16 protein-coding genes, 1 pseudogene and 1 riboswitch are annotated in these 15,450 nt (G+C 52.9%); of the genes and pseudogenes, 7 read left to right on the forward strand and 10 right to left on the reverse strand.

The features are described from left to right. The first annotated feature begins 66 nt into the window (after positions 1-66). The 3 genes and pseudogenes from AAEY27_RS09680 (at position 67) to rlmA (ending at position 1,387) form a co-directional block, all read left to right on the forward strand. Positions 67-208 (forward strand): annotated as a pseudogene (locus AAEY27_RS09680) (DUF2627 domain-containing protein). A gap of 12 nt (positions 209-220) precedes the next feature. Next, positions 221-430, forward strand: coding sequence for a transcription antiterminator/RNA stability regulator CspE (cspE, locus tag AAEY27_RS09685; protein WP_001062678.1), 210 nt, complete (start codon positions 221-223; stop codon positions 428-430). 141 nt (positions 431-571) lie between these two features. After that, positions 572-1,387, forward strand: coding sequence for a 23S rRNA (guanine(745)-N(1))-methyltransferase (gene rlmA, locus AAEY27_RS09690; protein WP_342325529.1), 816 nt, complete (start codon positions 572-574; stop codon positions 1,385-1,387). Here the strand turns inward: rlmA and mntP are convergent. From mntP to manX, 5 genes are all read right to left on the reverse strand, one after another. Further along, entirely contained in the window at positions 1,384-1,950 is a 567-nt protein-coding gene (gene mntP / locus AAEY27_RS09695) for a manganese efflux pump MntP (protein WP_342324966.1), read from the reverse strand. The two genes, rlmA and mntP, sit on opposite strands and share 4 nt — an antisense overlap. Before the next feature lie 6 nt (positions 1,951-1,956). Beyond that, positions 1,957-2,133: riboswitch (yybP-ykoY riboswitch) on the reverse strand. A gap of 197 nt (positions 2,134-2,330) precedes the next feature. After that, positions 2,331-2,789: a DUF986 family protein gene (locus tag AAEY27_RS09700; protein WP_342324967.1), complete on the reverse strand. Its 459-nt coding sequence runs from the start codon at positions 2,787-2,789 to the stop codon at positions 2,331-2,333. Between the two features lie 54 nt (positions 2,790-2,843). Continuing rightward, entirely contained in the window at positions 2,844-3,695 is an 852-nt protein-coding gene (locus AAEY27_RS09705; RefSeq protein ID WP_342324969.1) for a PTS mannose transporter subunit IID, read from the reverse strand. Between the two features lie 12 nt (positions 3,696-3,707). Continuing rightward, positions 3,708-4,508: a PTS mannose/fructose/sorbose transporter subunit IIC gene (locus tag AAEY27_RS09710; protein ID WP_342324971.1), complete on the reverse strand. Its 801-nt coding sequence runs from the start codon at positions 4,506-4,508 to the stop codon at positions 3,708-3,710. Between the two features lie 63 nt (positions 4,509-4,571). Continuing rightward, complete coding sequence (manX, locus tag AAEY27_RS09715; RefSeq protein ID WP_342324972.1) at positions 4,572-5,546, reverse strand: PTS mannose transporter subunit IIAB; 975 nt, start codon at positions 5,544-5,546, stop codon at positions 4,572-4,574. 308 nt (positions 5,547-5,854) lie between these two features. Between manX and AAEY27_RS22420 the strand changes: the two genes are divergently transcribed. Then, positions 5,855-6,013 (forward strand): protein YoaL, encoded by a 159-nt coding sequence (locus tag AAEY27_RS22420; protein ID WP_425294661.1) that lies wholly within the window; start codon positions 5,855-5,857, stop codon positions 6,011-6,013. Next, positions 6,001-7,560 (forward strand): CNNM family cation transport protein YoaE, encoded by a 1,560-nt coding sequence (yoaE, locus tag AAEY27_RS09720; RefSeq protein ID WP_342324974.1) that lies wholly within the window; start codon positions 6,001-6,003, stop codon positions 7,558-7,560. Before AAEY27_RS22420 ends, yoaE begins: the two co-directional genes overlap by 13 nt. A 3-nt stretch (positions 7,561-7,563) precedes the next feature. On the opposite strand, the gene AAEY27_RS09725 is transcribed toward yoaE, so the two are convergent. From AAEY27_RS09725 to pabB, 4 genes are all read right to left on the reverse strand, one after another. Then, a complete protein-coding gene (locus tag AAEY27_RS09725) occupies positions 7,564-9,159 on the reverse strand; it encodes an EAL domain-containing protein (RefSeq protein WP_342324975.1) in 1,596 nt (531 codons plus the stop codon). Positions 9,160-9,322: 163 nt separating this feature from the next. Then, positions 9,323-10,687: an L-serine ammonia-lyase gene (gene sdaA / locus AAEY27_RS09730; protein WP_342324976.1), complete on the reverse strand. Its 1,365-nt coding sequence runs from the start codon at positions 10,685-10,687 to the stop codon at positions 9,323-9,325. A 174-nt stretch (positions 10,688-10,861) separates the two neighbouring features. Beyond that, a complete protein-coding gene (locus AAEY27_RS09735; RefSeq protein ID WP_342324978.1) occupies positions 10,862-11,440 on the reverse strand; it encodes a CoA pyrophosphatase in 579 nt (192 codons plus the stop codon). Positions 11,441-11,443: 3 nt separating this feature from the next. After that, complete coding sequence (pabB, locus tag AAEY27_RS09740; RefSeq protein WP_342324979.1) at positions 11,444-12,796, reverse strand: aminodeoxychorismate synthase component 1; 1,353 nt, start codon at positions 12,794-12,796, stop codon at positions 11,444-11,446. 82 nt (positions 12,797-12,878) lie between these two features. Between pabB and AAEY27_RS09745 the strand changes: the two genes are divergently transcribed. After that, the gene (locus tag AAEY27_RS09745; protein WP_342324981.1) at positions 12,879-13,064 is read left to right on the forward strand and encodes a YoaH family protein; all 186 of its coding nucleotides are present in this window, start codon (positions 12,879-12,881) and stop codon (positions 13,062-13,064) included. Here AAEY27_RS09745 and AAEY27_RS09750 read toward each other — a convergent pair whose 3' ends face one another. Further along, complete coding sequence (locus AAEY27_RS09750; RefSeq protein ID WP_342324983.1) at positions 13,065-13,409, reverse strand: RidA family protein; 345 nt, start codon at positions 13,407-13,409, stop codon at positions 13,065-13,067. It abuts the gene before it with no gap. Positions 13,410-13,522: 113 nt separating this feature from the next. Between AAEY27_RS09750 and AAEY27_RS09755 the strand changes: the two genes are divergently transcribed. After that, a complete protein-coding gene (locus tag AAEY27_RS09755) occupies positions 13,523-15,433 on the forward strand; it encodes an ATP-dependent DNA helicase (protein WP_342324984.1) in 1,911 nt (636 codons plus the stop codon). The last annotated feature ends 17 nt before the right edge of the window (positions 15,434-15,450 follow it).

Consider the following 15,450-nt stretch of genomic DNA (forward strand, 5'->3'; position numbering starts at 1 on the left):
TGGCTTGCCATAGTTTACGTATTATGTGATAAAACGTTTTGGGTCAATCGAGGTACAGTTCTGTTTATGTGTGGCATTTTCAGTAAAGAAGTCCTGAGTAAACACGTTGCGTTGAATACAGCTTCTCTGCCGAACCTTATATTAGTGCCTCAAGCAGTAATGTCTCAGTTTTCTCAGTCAATGCCTGCGGGCGAAGTATATACATTAAGGAATTTTGCAAATGGCAAAGATTAAAGGTCAAGTTAAGTGGTTCAACGAGTCTAAAGGTTTTGGTTTCATTACTCCGGCTGATGGCAGCAAAGATGTATTCGTACACTTCTCTGCAATCCAGGGTAACGGTTTCAAAACTCTGGCCGAAGGCCAGAACGTTGAGTTTGAAATTCAGGACGGTCAGAAAGGCCCGGCTGCAGTTAACGTAACTGCTATCTGATTTCGACACCTCTGAGCTTGAAGCGCGTTTAGCGTATCAATGTCAATTATAAAGCCTCGCCTTCGTGCGGGGCTTTTTAATTTCCTCGATATAACAAATGGCGGTACACTTTCGCCCTTTGAGAAATCCTCCGGAGTGTTTATGCCTTTCAGTTGCCCACTTTGCCACGCGCCATTAAGCCGTCGCGAGAAGTCTTTCGTCTGTCCGCAACGGCATCAGTTTGATCTCGCGAAAGAGGGCTATGTGAATTTGCTGCCGGTTCAGCATAAGCGTTCACGTGATCCGGGTGACAGTGCAGAGATGATGAATGCGCGTCGCGCTTTCCTCGATGCCGGTCATTATCAGCCTTTGCGAGACATGATTACTGACATTTTGCAGGTCCGGTTATCAACGCAAGCAACTGCTGTGCTGGATATCGGCTGTGGGGAAGGGTATTACACGCAGGCGTTTGCAGACATTGCGCAGCAACATGGCGCGCAGACACTGGGGCTGGATGTCTCGAAAGCCGCGATCCGCGCAGCGGCTAAGCGTTATCCTCAAGTCATGTTTTGCGTGGCGTCCAGCCATCGCTTACCATTTGAGGACTGTAGTATTGATGGGCTTATACGAATTTATGCGCCCTGCAAAGCGGAAGAACTTGTCCGTGTAGTGAAACCAGAAGGTGTGGTGATCACTGTTGCGCCTGGGCCACGACACCTGATGGAGTTAAAGGGGCTTATCTATGATGATGTGCAGCTGCATCCTGAAAACAGCGGTGAGATAGCTGGATTCAATGTCGAGGAAAAACAATCCCTGGCGTATGAGATGGCATTAAGCGGCCCAGAAGCCATTGCTTTATTGCAAATGACGCCATTTGCCTGGCGGGCAAAACCGGAAGTGTGGGAAAAGCTTACGGCAACAGATGAGTTCCGTTGCCAGACGGATTTCAGCATTCACTGCTTACAGCGGGAAAGTTAACCGACGAAGTGGCTATAGAGGATTTGCATACCGATACTAATCAGCACAACACCGCCGAGGATCTCGGCGCGTTTTCCAAGCATTGGGCCGATAAAACGGCCTACCATCATTCCCAGCGTTGACATAATCAGCGTCGCGCAACCAATAGCCAGCGCGGTTGCGACGATATTAACTTGCAGGAAGGCAAGACCAACACCAACGGCCATTGCATCAAGGCTGGTGGCAATTGCGGTGGTAACCAATAACCAGAATCCATGACGATGTGGTGTTTCTTCATCATCGGCATCATTACCACGAATGCCTTCAAGCACCATTCGGCCGCCAAGAAAGACCAGCAGAACAAAGGCAATCCAGTGATTCCACTCCAGTACAAACTGCGTTGCCAACATACCCAATCCCCAGCCAATGAGCGGGGTCAGCGTTTCTATCACGCCAAAAATAAGGCCGGTGCGCAGTGCTTCAGAGAATTTAGGTTTATGGAGTGTTGCCCCTTTGCCGATGGAAGCAGCGAAAGCATCCATTGACATGCCAAAGGCGAGAAGAATTGTTGCAGATAAGTTCATGAGTGCGTCCTGACCGGGGGTTCCATATAACACACCACTGCCCCCAGTAAACAGCAGTCGGTGTGTCAATGGTCTCGCCTGACTGAAACAGATTCAGTCCGTACGTGCCACGTTTTGCAACGAGTATGTTGACACGTACATTTCCGGGTAGGTGGAAATCGGCTACTCCCCAACGACCGACGCACCTTAGCATATTTTGAGAATATAAAACAACAACAGAAAAATATAAGGTATTTTACCAATTGATAACGATTTGCATTTAGATTTAACGGTAAAGATAACGTTAATAAATATAAGTACATTTCTTTGCGAAATATAGCTATGGCTATATTTGCGCCTGTTTTTTGTGCGGAATAATATAGTTAAGTCTATGATTTAAACTATTGAGTTTTAATCATAATTTTATAAATCTTTTCCAGATCGTCGATATTTCGCACACGAATCAGTAAGCGCCGTTGTTCTAATTGCATTACCAGCACACCATCTTCCGATAAATTCATCTCTTTTATACGGGTATATTCAATCCAGACATTGGCGAAGAAAAAACCTTGTTGTTTAAAGATTATCTTCGGTGCGCGGATCCAAAAAAGATAAATACCGAGTAATGCCAATGCAGATAATAACCACATCGTTAATGCTGAACCGCCATTCGCCGTATTGTTATAAATAAGGATGACCAGCAGACCAACAAAGATAGCGCCATCGGTACGGCTTCTGCGCAGCAGGGGAACCGACAATAATGTCTCGCCATTGCGGCGGGGCATGATGAACTCATCATAGAGAGCAAAAGCCAACAGGGCGGCAACAACCACAACCAAAACAATGTCCGCAACCGTCATTTTTCCTCCTTAAATAAAAAACCGGGGGCATGCCCCCGGTTATGAGATCACAGATTACAGGCCCAACAAGCCGATGGCGTAGCCGACAATCCCGATGACGAAGAACCCAACAATGATCCACAGCGGGTTCACTTTCTTACGCAGCAGCCACATACAGGCGAAGGTTAACAGCAGAGGAACCAGACCCGGCATCAGCTGGTCGAGAATGGTCTGCACTGTGGTCACCGTCGTTTTACCGGTCTGGTCGGTGATTTCCGACACCACCAGCGGAATATTAACGTGCGTCCACTTGTTTACCAGTGCCCCCATGACAAACAGGCCGAGGATTGACGCCCCCTCAGTCAGTTTCTGCAGGAAGCCACCGCCCATATCTTTAACGATGTCGATACCTTTACGGTAACCGTACGCCACACCGTAATAGCGTGTCGCCAGACGAACAATGTTAAAGAGGAAGAAGAACAGCAACGGTCCGAGCAGGCTTCCGCTCATCGCGATCCCGGCGCCCAGAGCGGCGAAAACCGGACGTACGGTTCCCCAGAAAATCGGGTCACCCACGCCTGCCAGCGGCCCCATCAAACCCACTTTGATACCGTTAATGGCACCATCGTCGATCTCTGCGCCGTTCGCGCGCTGCTCTTCCATCGCCAACGTCACGCCCAGTACCGGTGCGGCAACGTACGGATGGGTGTTAAAGAACTCCAGATGACGTTTAATCGCCTGGCGACGCGCTTCGTTGTTTTCCGGATAGAGGCGTCTGATTGCCGGAACCATCGAGAAACAGAAGCCCAGCGCTTGCATACGTTCGAAGTTCCATGAACCCTGGAACAGGTTAGAACGAAGGAATACGCCACGAATGTCACTCTGGGTGAGTTTTTTCTCAGTCGGAGTTTTAGTCATATCAACCATGTCGTTCACCTGTTAATCCAGTTCGTTATCAAGATCGTTGGAACCCGCTGCCGGAGCCGCGCCACCTGCAGAACGGTTATATTTCGGGCTAAGCTGAATGTAGAGAATGGCCATAACCGCGCCGATAACACCCAGCGATACAAGGTTGAAGTTGGTGAATGCGGCAGTCACGAAGCCGAGATAGAAGAACGGCATCAGGTAACCTGCGCGCATCATGTTGATGACCATCGCATAACCAACGACCACAATCATGCCACCGGCGATATTCAGACCGCTGGTCACCACTTCCGGAATGGCGTTCAGCATGTTCTGGACTTCGCTGGTTCCGACAGAGATTGCCACGATCACCGCAGGAATGGCGATACGCATGGCCTGTAAGAACAGGGAAGAAACGTGAATCCAGGAGAGGGCCGTGAGGTTGCCGTTATCCGCCGCCTTATCCGCCGCGTGCTGGAAGCCCACGGTAATAGTACGAACGATAATGGTGAGCACCTGGCCTGCCGCTGCCAGCGGAATAGCCAGCGCGATACCTGCACCGATACTCTGGTTGCCACCGATAACCAGAATGGTTGAGATAATGGACGCCAGCGCCGCATCAGGCGCAACTGCCGCACCGATGTTCATCCAGCCCAGTGCGATCATTTCCAGCGTACCACCGATGATGATACCGGTTTTCATATCGCCCAGAACAATACCCACCAGCGTACAAGCCACCAACGGACGGTGGAACTGGAATTCGTCAAGTATCGACTCCATACCGGCAATACATGCGACGACGAAAACCAGCACAATCTGAAGAGTGGTAATCTCCATTGTACTTCTCCTATAGCTAAATCAGACGTAAGTGTGAAAACTGAGTCAATCAGGTCGTCGCGGTTATTTCGCCACTTTGCTGATCAAATCCATCATTTTCAGTTTCGGATCGTTTGAAACTTTACGGACTTCCAGCTCAATGCCGCGATCGTTCAACTTCTTGAACGCTTCGATATCTTTTTCATCCACTGAAACGGCGTTATTCACCTGGGTTTTCCCCTGACGATAAGCCATGCCGCCGATATTGACGGAGGTGATATTGACACCGCCCTCAACGATACGCTCCACATCTGTCGGGTTAGTAAACAGCAGCATCACCCTTTCTCGTGCGTATTTGGGGTTGTTGTAGACACGAATCATCTTATCAACGTCCACCACATGCGCCGTCACGCCCGGGGGCGCAACCTGAGTTAGCAGGGTTTTACGTACGGTATCTGCCGCGACTTCGTCGCTAACGACAATAATACGTGTGACGTTGGTTTCTTTGGTCCAGCGAGTCGCGACTTGGCCGTGGATCAAACGGTCATCGATACGGGCAAGGCCGATAACCATATAATCGTCCGGCCCCATCGGTTTCGCGGGTGTTGCCGCTTTTGCGACGGTAGAAGTGGGTGCAGCAGCAGGCGCGGTTTTTTCCACCGGCTGCGCTTTCAGCGCTTTGACGCCTTCGCGTCCGGTTTCAACCGCCAGCGCGACCAGCTCATCGAACGTGGGATTATCATCCCTGGCCATCAGTGTTTCCACCAGCATCGGGATGTTGACACCGGCGATCACCTCATAATGCTCTTTATCGACGACAATGCGGCTGGCGGCATTAAATGGGCTGCCACCCCATGTATCGACGAGAAATAGCACGCCTTTGTTGGTCTCCAGTTTCCCCAATTGTGCATTGTATTTTTCGATTAACGTTTCCGCATTTTCACCGGGAACGAAATCAATCCAGCCGACGTTTTCCTGCTCGCCCAGCAGCATCTCGGCGGTTTTAAGCAGTTGTTCCGCAGCCCAACCATGTGTGCCTATAACAATAGCAATAGTCACTTGCTACCTCCTTCTTCTTGTCGTTAACACACCATCAATTGATGTATTGTGAATCTGTCCCGGTAAACCGAATCGATTCAGATAAAAGTTAAAGAGAACACCTATGACTTCCGGGAATTATTTTAGATAGTGAAAAAATAATTTATGTGATGAAGATCCGTAATTTAGCTTTACTGTAAATGAAATTTTGAGGCGCAAAATATCCTCACATTTTGCAAAGTCTGGTAAATCTTTGCCAACGCCAAACTCTCTCTGTTATGTTTACCCTCCGTTTAATTCATCAGGAGTATAGGGCAGCAGCCCACCGTATGGACCGTCACCGACGTCAGTTCGCCTTTTGGCCTTCCCGCGCCACGCATTCCGGTGTTTCACACCACTTTCCAAATATGTTCGATGTCATCACGCCTGCGCAACTCAGTGCGCCGTATAACATTTCCCTTTTCAGGAGCCTGTCATGGAATTCTTAATGGATCCCCAGATTTGGGCGGGATTGTTGACACTTGTTGTTCTGGAAATCGTACTGGGTATCGATAATCTGGTATTTATCGCCATTCTTGCCGACAAACTGCCACCCAAACAGCGTGATAAAGCGCGTTTGATCGGTTTGTCGCTGGCGCTGGTTATGCGACTCGGTTTGCTGTCGCTTATCTCCTGGATGGTCACGCTGACGCAGCCGCTCTTTTCTGTCTGGAATTTCACCTTCTCAGGGCGTGATTTGATCATGCTGTTTGGTGGTGTGTTCCTGCTGTTCAAAGCCACTACAGAGCTACATGAACGGCTGGAAAACCGCGAGCATGACGATGGACATGGCAAAGGCTACGCCAGTTTCTGGGTGGTCGTGGCGCAAATCGTTATTCTTGATGCCGTCTTCTCCCTCGACGCGGTGGTCACCGCCGTGGGGATGGTGAACCACTTACCGGTGATGATGGCTGCCGTGGTGATCGCCATGGCCGTGATGCTGCTGGCCTCAAAGCCGCTGACCAACTTTGTGAACCAGCATCCGACGGTAGTGGTTCTGTGTCTGAGCTTCCTGCTGATGATTGGCCTGAGCCTGGTGGCCGAAGGTTTTGGCTTCCATATTCCGAAAGGCTACCTGTACGCCGCGATTGGTTTCTCAATTATCATCGAGTTCTTTAACCAGATTGCTCGTCGTAACTTCATTCGCCATCAGTCGCATTTGCCGCTGCGTGCCCGTACCGCTGACGCGATTCTGCGCCTGATGGGCGGTCGCCGTCAGAGCAACCCGCAGATTGAAGCGGACAGCAACGCGCCGGGGCCGGTGCCTGAAGGCGCGTTTGCTGAAGAAGAGCGTTATATGATCAACGGTGTGTTGACGCTGGCGTCCCGTTCGTTGCGCAGCATGATGACGCCGCGCGGGGATATCAGTTGGGTAGATGCGAATCTGAGCGTCGATCAGATTCGCCAACAGCTATTGTCCTCTCCGCACAGCTTGTTCCCGGTTTGTCGTGGCGAGCTGGACGAAGTGATTGGTATCGTGCGAGCTAAAGAGTTGCTGGTCTCACTCGAAGAAGGCGTCGATGTTGCCGCTATCGCGTCTGCTTCCCCAGCGATTGTGGTTCCGGAAACGTTGGATCCCATCAAGCTACTTGGCGTTTTACGCCGTGCTCGCGGAAGCTTTGTTATCGTCACGAATGAATTTGGTGTGGTGCAGGGGCTGGTCACGCCGCTGGACGTGCTGGAAGCCATCGCGGGTGAATTCCCGGATGCGGATGAAACGCCAGAAATCGTTGCCGATGGCGACGGCTGGCTGGTCAAAGGCACCACCGATTTGCACGCACTGAAGCACACGCTCGGCCTCGATAATCTGCTCAATGACGACGACGATATTGCTACCGTCGCCGGGCTGGTGATTGCGGCGAAAGGGCAAATTCCACCGGCTGGTGAAGTGCTTGAGATCGCGCCGCTGCACATCACGGTGGTGAAAGCCAATGATTACCGCGTAGATCTGGTTCGTATTGTTAAAGAACAACCGATTCACGACGAAGAGGAGTAATCCTCAACCCGGGATCAGCGGTGCGACCTGGTCGTTTTGCCTGGCCGGTGGGGCAGTGTTCCCCGCCAGCCAGTCAGGAAAATCCTCAATCGGCATTGGTACCGCAAATAAAAACCCCTGCAAAGTCTGAACACCCTGCTGGCGCAAATGCTGCGCCTGCTGCTGGGTTTCCACGCCTTCCGCCACCAGTTCAATATTCAGGCGTTGCCCAAGAGCAATAATCATATCGGTTACGGTCGAGTTCACCGCATCCGTGCCGATGGCGGCGGTATAAGATTTATCGATTTTCAAAATGTCCGGGTGCAACTTCTCCAGCCAACTGAGGGAACTGTTGCCGGTACCAAAATCATCAATTGCTATCTTCACCCCGTAACGGTGCAGCTCGCGCATCATGCGCGGATCAACATCCAGCAGCGCGTCACGTTCGGTGAGTTCGATCGTCAGTTGCTGAACAGGTCGTCCGGTAAACCATAGCCGATGCAAATCCTTGAGCAATTCGCCGTGGCGTATATGGCTCGGCGCGACATTAACGCCAATATGAAAATGCGCATCGGCCGGAAACAGATGCAGCTGACGTTTTGTTTCGATCAACACATAGCGGGTAAGTCGAGCGATCAGGTGTTGATCTTCTGCGATCGGGATAAACACTTCCGGCGAGATCCACCCCTGGCGCGGATTATGCCAGCGCAGCAGAATTTCAACGCCCACACACTGTAGGCTCTGCGCATGCACCAGCGGCTGGCAAAACAGCGCGAATTCGCGCCCGGCCAGCCCGAGGTTGATCTCGCGGGAGAAGCTCATACGGTTGGCGGTCGCAAACCAGGCGATAAAACCGGTCAACAGCCCCATCATCAGCGCCAGAGGTAACTGGGAAGGCAGATGACGAAGCGCCAGCCGCGTGGAGCCCGGTCCACTTACGCTGACCGTAAACGGAAAATTCTGTGAGGCTCGCTGATAACGTTTTTCATCGGCTAAAAGCGGCAAATCCGTCAAAACACTTTTGCCGTGAACCAAATGCCGTCCGGCGACGCTCAGAATGACACCCGTTATCAACGGCGCTTGCGGTTCCAGCATCAAACTGCTCAGCAACTCAATATTCACCGCTTCGATCACACCACTTTGCCCGTCTGGCGTGGTGGGGTACCACATGATCAACACTGGGCGATCTTTTAACAGTGATTGATCCGTTGAAAGCACCAGTAGCGGCTGGCTGGCGGGCAGAGCCGGTTGTAGTTGGTGAATGGGAACATTGCGGTTACCGAAGATGCTTGAGCAGTAGAGAATGCCATTTTCGATAAGGCCAATGGCCCGCACAGTTTGTAGGCTTGCCGCCTGTTTGCGCAGTTGCAAATGCACATCAGAACATGCCACGCCAACCAGCGGAGCCAACGCTTTGCGGCTGGATATCAGCGGTAGCATCAAGCGATCGAGCGTCGCAACGGCGTGGTGGGTGAACAATGCGACGCGCTGTTGATTTAAATTACGCTCCGAAATAAAGCGAAACGCCAGCGTCACCATAAGCGCGACAATGCCCGCCAGAACGCAAACAATGGCGCGTCGTCGTCGATAGCTTTTAATGATTCGCTGAGCCGTCTGCATGCCATGTTCGCCTGTGAAGTCTCTGGTCTGAATACATCCCCAGAACAAAGAAAGTGTAGTGGGGATTTACACAAGTCACGAGAAGATCGGCGAAAAATCATTTATCTGCAACGCACGGGCAAAAAAACGCCACTCGGCTGAACGGCGTTTGGGGGAGTGGGTGTTAATCACACTGAACTTTGATGGCGAGACCGCCGCGTGATGTTTCACGGTATTTGGCGTTCATATCTTTACCGGTTTCGTACATGGTCTCGATAACCTTATCAAGCGAAACGCGCGGTGCGCTGGTGCGGCGCATCGCCATACGTGAGGCGTTGATCGCTTTTACCGAGGCAATCGCGTTGCGTTCAATGCAAGGCACCTGTACCTGGCCAGCAACCGGATCGCAGGTCAAACCGAGGTTATGTTCCATGCCGATTTCCGCCGCTACGCACACCTGCTCCGGGCTTGCTCCCAGCAGTTCTGCCAGTCCCGCCGCAGCCATTGAACAGGCCACGCCGACTTCGCCCTGACAACCCACTTCCGCGCCGGAAATAGAGGCGTTCATTTTGTACAACGTGCCAATGGCACCGGCGGCGAGGAAATAGCGGATATAAATATCCGGGCTCACGGATTCGATAAAGTGATCGTAATAGGCCAGTACCGCCGGAACGATGCCGCAGGCGCCGTTGGTCGGTGCGGTAACCACACGGCCACCCGCTGCGTTCTCTTCATTGACCGCCAGCGCGAACATATTCACCCAGTCGACGACATTCATCGGATCGTTGGACAACTTGTCGCTGGCGACCAGCAAACGGCGCAACGCGGAAGCACGGCGCGGAACGCGCAACGGCCCCGGCAGCACGCCTTCGGTATTCATCCCGCGATCGATACAAGCTCGCATCGTTGACCAGACATTGGCGAAATACGCTTCAATCTCTTTTTTCGAATGCAGCGCCAGTTCGTTTTGCATCACCATGCCGGACAACGAAAGGCCGGTTTCTTTGCAATACTCCAGCATCTGCGTCGCGGAATTGAACGGGTAGGGAACGGTGACGGCACTAAGCGTTTCTTTGCCGAAATGCTCTTCATCGACGATAAAGCCGCCGCCAATGGAATAATAGGTTTTGCTGTAGACGGCGTTCTCACCGCTCAACGCAGTAATCCGCATGCCGTTTTCATGCAGCGACAGGTTATCGCTATGAAAACGCATGCCATCATTTTGTGGGAAATCCACTTCGTGACGACCCTGCGCCAGTAACAGGCGGCCACGACTTTCAACGTCACGGATAAAACTGGGAATCGCATCGATATCCACAGTAGCGGGTTCATTTCCCGCCAGCCCCATAATAATGGCGATATCGGTATGGTGGCCTTTCCCGGTAAGGGAGAGTGAGCCGTAAACATCGACCGCCACGCGGGTGACGCTTTCCAGCAATCCTTTTTCGACCAGGTCATCGACGAACTGCTTACCGGCCTTCATTGGGCCTACAGTGTGAGAGGATGAGGGACCGATCCCCACCTTAAACATGTCGAATATACTAATCACATTAACGCTCCTGACAGGGTTACTGGAGGTTCCAGTAACGATGTAATAACTGCGCATAGTGTAAGAGGGAAGTCTCGTATCAGCTTAACTATTCACATGAATTAAACTAATGAACAACCGCGAATAAACTAATAGCGCGAACGCTGTCACAAAGATGTTATGCGTAAAGTATAGTCAAGGTCTCAGGCCAATTTGCAGCGCCAGTGAACGAATAATCCCCGCCGTCATGCCCCAGACAAAATAATGCTGATACCAGGATAACCACACCCGATGCGCATTGCCGTGACGGTGGATGTCCAGGGGATGATAACGCCCAAGTCGCAGCGCTTCGGCGAGCGGCATTTCAAAGACAGCCGACACTTCATCTTCGCTGGCGTGATAGTGCAAATCCGGGGGAATAATGCCGACGACCGGCGTGACCTGAAAGCCGGTGACGCTATCAACAGGCGGCAAAACGCCAATCACTTCAACCGCTTCCGGTGGGATAGCAACTTCTTCGTGCGCTTCGCGTAGCGCGGCGGCGATAAGCGTCGCATCCGTGCTGTCGACCGCGCCGCCGGGAAAGGCCACCTGACCCGCATGTTTGCGCAAGAGCGATGAACGCTGAGTCAGCAGCAATCCAGGCTGTTCACGGCGCACGACAGGCACCAATACCGCCGCCTGGCGCGCGTTGATCGTTGCCGTATTCAGTTGCGGGCGTAAAAGTTGAAAACGCGATAAAAAATCATCCAGTGTTAAAGCAGGTTGCTCCACGAATCATCTCTCCAGTTGCCGCAAGATACGGTTAACTTTATCAAAGGTTTCCTGATATTCCGCTTCTTCCTGGCTATCGGCGACGATCCCACCTCCGGCAGAGCAGTAAATTTGCCCGTTGCAGGCGGTTAATGTGCGGATCGTGATGCTGGTATCCATATTGCCGCAAAAACTGAGATAGCCGATGCTGCCACACCAGGCGTTGCGCCGGTGCGGCTCCAGTTCATCAATAATCTCCATCGCCCGGACTTTTGGCGCACCGGTAATGGAACCGCCCGGAAACGCGGCGCGTAACAAATCCGTGGCATGCCGTCCGGTGGGGAGCTTCGCTGTCACGGTGCTGACCAAGTGATGTACCGCAGGGAAAGGCTCAACGACGAACAATTCCGGTACGCGCACTGAACCGGGAGTCGCGACTCGACCAATGTCATTACGCATTAAGTCGACAATCATCAGGTTTTCAGCGCGATCTTTCGTTGATGCGGCAAGCTTTACGGCCTGCTGCGCATCGGCTTGCGGATCGGCGAGGCGCGGCAAAGTGCCCTTGATCGGGCGGGTTTCGATGTTATCGCGCTCAAGGCGGATAAAGCGCTCCGGCGACAGACTGAGAATCGTTCCTTGCGGCAGACGTAAAAAAGCGCTGAACGGCGCACGATTCTCACGGTTTAACCGGACAAAAGCCTGCCATTCATCGCCGGTATATTGCGCCTGAAAACGTTGTGCGAGGTTGACCTGGTAGCAGTCACCGCTGTGCAACCAGGCTTGCACCTGGCGGAATTTTTCGCCGTATTCGGCGCGACTCATATTGGCTTGCCAGCCGGACGTCAAGTGGAAATCATCCTGCGGCGGCGCGTTTTGTGCTTGCAGCCACGCCAGGCGAGCATGTACATCGCCGTGGCTTAATAACGTGACTCTCTGCAACTGGTGATCGACCACCAGTGCCCAGTCATAAATGCCGATCGCCATATCCGCCAGCGCGATATCCTGTGTGGCGTGGGAGGGCAGCCTTTCAAAACGCCGCCCTAAATCGTAGCCAAATAAACCCATTGCGCCGCCCAGAAAAGGCAAATCCGGGTTCGGTTCGCAGTGCAAATTGCACTTATCCAACGCCTGTTGCAGCAATTGCAACGGATCACCGCTATGCTCATCTTTATCGTTAATGGTGGTGGTTTCGCCACGCGTTATGATTGTCATCAGCGGGGCTGCCACCAGAATATCGAAGCGGTTGTGCGGGTGATCCGCGTGACCGGAATGCAGCAGCATGACCCACGGTTGTGCGTTAAGCGGGGCGAAGTAGTGCTCAGCGGCGTCCGGGCGCCACGGCAACGAGATAACGTTGGGGGATAATGTGTTCATTGATCCTGACTCGTGTGTCTTCGCTGGCGAAGAGCGCAGACGCGTGAAATAATTAGCGCCGTCAATTTAGCAGGAGTTCACGATGTTTGCAGGTTTACCGTCCCTCAGTCACGAACAGCAGCAAAAAGCAGTGGAGCGTATTCAGGAGCTCATGGCCGGTGGCATGAGCAGCGGGGAAGCGATCACTAAAGTGGCCCAAGAGTTGCGCGCCAACCATACCGGCGAGCGGATTGTGGCGCGTTTTGAAGATGAAGACGAAGACGAGTAATTACGCCGCGGCAATAATTTTGATTTCAACTTTGTAACGCGGATTCATCAGTTTAGCCTGAACGGTGCAACGCACCGGCGCATGACCGGCAACGACCCACGCATCCCAGGCTTTATTCATGGCGGCAAAGTCGTTGCTATCGGCGAGAAAAATGGTGGCATCAAGAATACGGGACTTATCGCTGCCTTGCTTTGTCAGAATCGCGTCGATTTGCGCCAACGTATTGGTTGTTTGCTCGAACGCATCGGCGTCCAGGTTTTCCGGCACGCCGGTGTAGTAGATCGTCTGGTTATGGATGACTACATCAGACCAACGAGCTTCCGCATCAATACGCACAATTGTCATAACCTTTTCCTTTCTGTTTTCCATGTATTCGCGGGCAAGAGTGCCACAAAAACCTGGCTGGCGTAAATCCGCTCACCCTGACATAATCACTGTCGATTTAACCAGGGGGTAGTGTGACGGACGATTTTGCAACAGATGGCAGTCTTGCCAAAGCGATACCGGGATTCAATCCGCGCGAGCCGCAACGTCAGATGGCGTATGCCGTTACCGAAGCGATTGAAAAAACGCAGCCGCTGGTGGTCGAAGCGGGAACCGGTACCGGGAAAACCTACGCCTACCTTGCCCCCGCGTTACGCGCCGGTAAAAAAGTCATTATCTCCACTGGCTCGAAAGCCCTACAAGATCAACTCTACAGCCGCGATTTGCCGACGGTTGCCAAAGCGCTGGAATTTACCGGGCGCACGGCGCTGCTAAAAGGGCGCTCAAACTACCTCTGTATCGAACGTCTGGAACAGCAAGTGCTGGCCGGTGGCGATCTGCCTATACAGACGCTGAGTGATGTGATCCTGCTGCGCTCCTGGTCTAACCAAACGACCGACGGCGATATCAGCACCTGCGTCAGCGTGGCGGAAGACTCACAGGCCTGGCCGCTGGTTACCAGTACCAACGACAACTGTCTGGGCAGCGATTGCCCGATGTACAAAGACTGCTTTGTGGTGAAGGCGCGTAAAAAGGCGATGGACGCCGACGTGGTGGTAGTCAACCACCACCTGTTTCTTGCCGATATGGTGGTGAAAGAGAGTGGTTTCGGCGAATTGATCCCCGAGGCGGAGGTGATGATTTTTGACGAAGCGCACCAGCTTCCGGATATCGCCAGCCAATATTTTGGTCAATCCCTCTCCAGCCGTCAGTTGCTCGATCTGGCTAAAGATTTCACCATCGCCTACCGCACCGAATTAAAAGATACCGCGCAGTTGCAGAAATGCGCCGATCGGTTGGCGCAAAGCACGCAAGATTTCCGCTTACAGCTTGGCGAACCCGGTTATCGCGGGAACCTGCGCGAGCTGCTGGCCGATGCGCATATCCAGCGTGCGCTGCTGTTGCTCGATGACGCTCTGGAGCTGTGCTACGACGTGGCGAAGTTGTCGCTCGGGCGCTCTGCTTTATTGGATGCCGCGTTTGAGCGCGCGACGGTGTATCGCGCCCGGCTGAAACGCCTGAAAGAGATCAACCAGCCCGGCTACAGTTACTGGTACGAATGCACTTCGCGCAACTTTACCCTGGCGCTGACGCCGTTGACGGTGTCGGACAAATTTAAAGAGGTGATGGCGCAGAAGAAGGGCAGTTGGATCTTCACCTCCGCAACACTTTCGGTGAATGATGATTTGCATCACTTTACTGCGCGTCTCGGTATCGACGACGCCGAATCGCTGCTGTTGCCAAGCCCGTTTGATTATGAGCGCCAGGCGCTGCTGTGCGTGCCGCGTAATCTGCCGCAGACCAATCAGCCCGGTGCCGCGCGCCAACTGGCGGCAATGCTTCGGCCAATGATTGAAGCGAATAATGGTCGTTGTTTTATGCTCTGCACCTCGCACGCCATGATGCGCGATCTGGCTGAGCAGTTTCGCGCCACCATGAGCTTGCCGGTTTTGCTGCAAGGGGAAACCAGTAAAGGCCAACTGTTGCAGCAATTTGTCAGCGCCGGTAACGCGCTGCTTGTGGCCACCAGCAGTTTCTGGGAAGGGGTTGATGTGCGCGGCGACGCGCTGTCGCTGGTGATTATCGATAAGCTGCCGTTTACCTCGCCAGAAGATCCGCTCCTGAAAGCGCGTATGGAAGATTGCCGCCTGCGCGGTGGCGATCCCTTTGATGACGTGCAATTGCCAGATGCGGTTATCACCCTGAAACAGGGCGTTGGCCGCCTGATCCGCGACATCGACGATCGCGGTGTGTTGGTGATTTGCGACAACCGGCTGGTGATGCGCCCATATGGCGCGGTGTTCCTTGCCAGCCTGCCGCCCGCGCCGCGCACGCGGGATATCCGGCGTGCCGTTGAGTTTCTTGCTTCTCCTCCGGCGCAGTAATTTGCTACGGACTGTGG

Source organism: Kosakonia sp. BYX6, from assembly GCF_038449125.1.
GTDB classification, from domain to species: domain Bacteria; phylum Pseudomonadota; class Gammaproteobacteria; order Enterobacterales; family Enterobacteriaceae; genus Kosakonia; species Kosakonia calanthes.

Bases quoted from the DNA above. Each gene is read 5' to 3' on its own strand.
- cspE (WP_001062678.1), top strand. From the start codon at position 221: ATGGCAAAGATTAAAGGTCAAGTTAAGTGGTTCAACGAGTCTAAAGGT.
- rlmA (WP_342325529.1), top strand. From the start codon at position 572: ATGCCTTTCAGTTGCCCACTTTGCCACGCGCCATTAAGCCGTCGCGAG.
- mntP (WP_342324966.1), bottom strand. From the start codon at position 1,950: ATGAACTTATCTGCAACAATTCTTCTCGCCTTTGGCATGTCAATGGAT.
- AAEY27_RS09700 (WP_342324967.1), bottom strand. From the start codon at position 2,789: ATGACGGTTGCGGACATTGTTTTGGTTGTGGTTGTTGCCGCCCTGTTG.
- AAEY27_RS09705 (WP_342324969.1), bottom strand. From the start codon at position 3,695: ATGGTTGATATGACTAAAACTCCGACTGAGAAAAAACTCACCCAGAGT.
- AAEY27_RS09710 (WP_342324971.1), bottom strand. From the start codon at position 4,508: ATGGAGATTACCACTCTTCAGATTGTGCTGGTTTTCGTCGTCGCATGT.
- AAEY27_RS22420 (WP_425294661.1), top strand. From the start codon at position 5,855: ATGGACCGTCACCGACGTCAGTTCGCCTTTTGGCCTTCCCGCGCCACG.
- yoaE (WP_342324974.1), top strand. From the start codon at position 6,001: ATGGAATTCTTAATGGATCCCCAGATTTGGGCGGGATTGTTGACACTT.
- AAEY27_RS09725 (WP_342324975.1), bottom strand. From the start codon at position 9,159: ATGCAGACGGCTCAGCGAATCATTAAAAGCTATCGACGACGACGCGCC.
- pabB (WP_342324979.1), bottom strand. From the start codon at position 12,796: ATGAACACATTATCCCCCAACGTTATCTCGTTGCCGTGGCGCCCGGAC.
- AAEY27_RS09745 (WP_342324981.1), top strand. From the start codon at position 12,879: ATGTTTGCAGGTTTACCGTCCCTCAGTCACGAACAGCAGCAAAAAGCA.
- AAEY27_RS09750 (WP_342324983.1), bottom strand. From the start codon at position 13,409: ATGACAATTGTGCGTATTGATGCGGAAGCTCGTTGGTCTGATGTAGTC.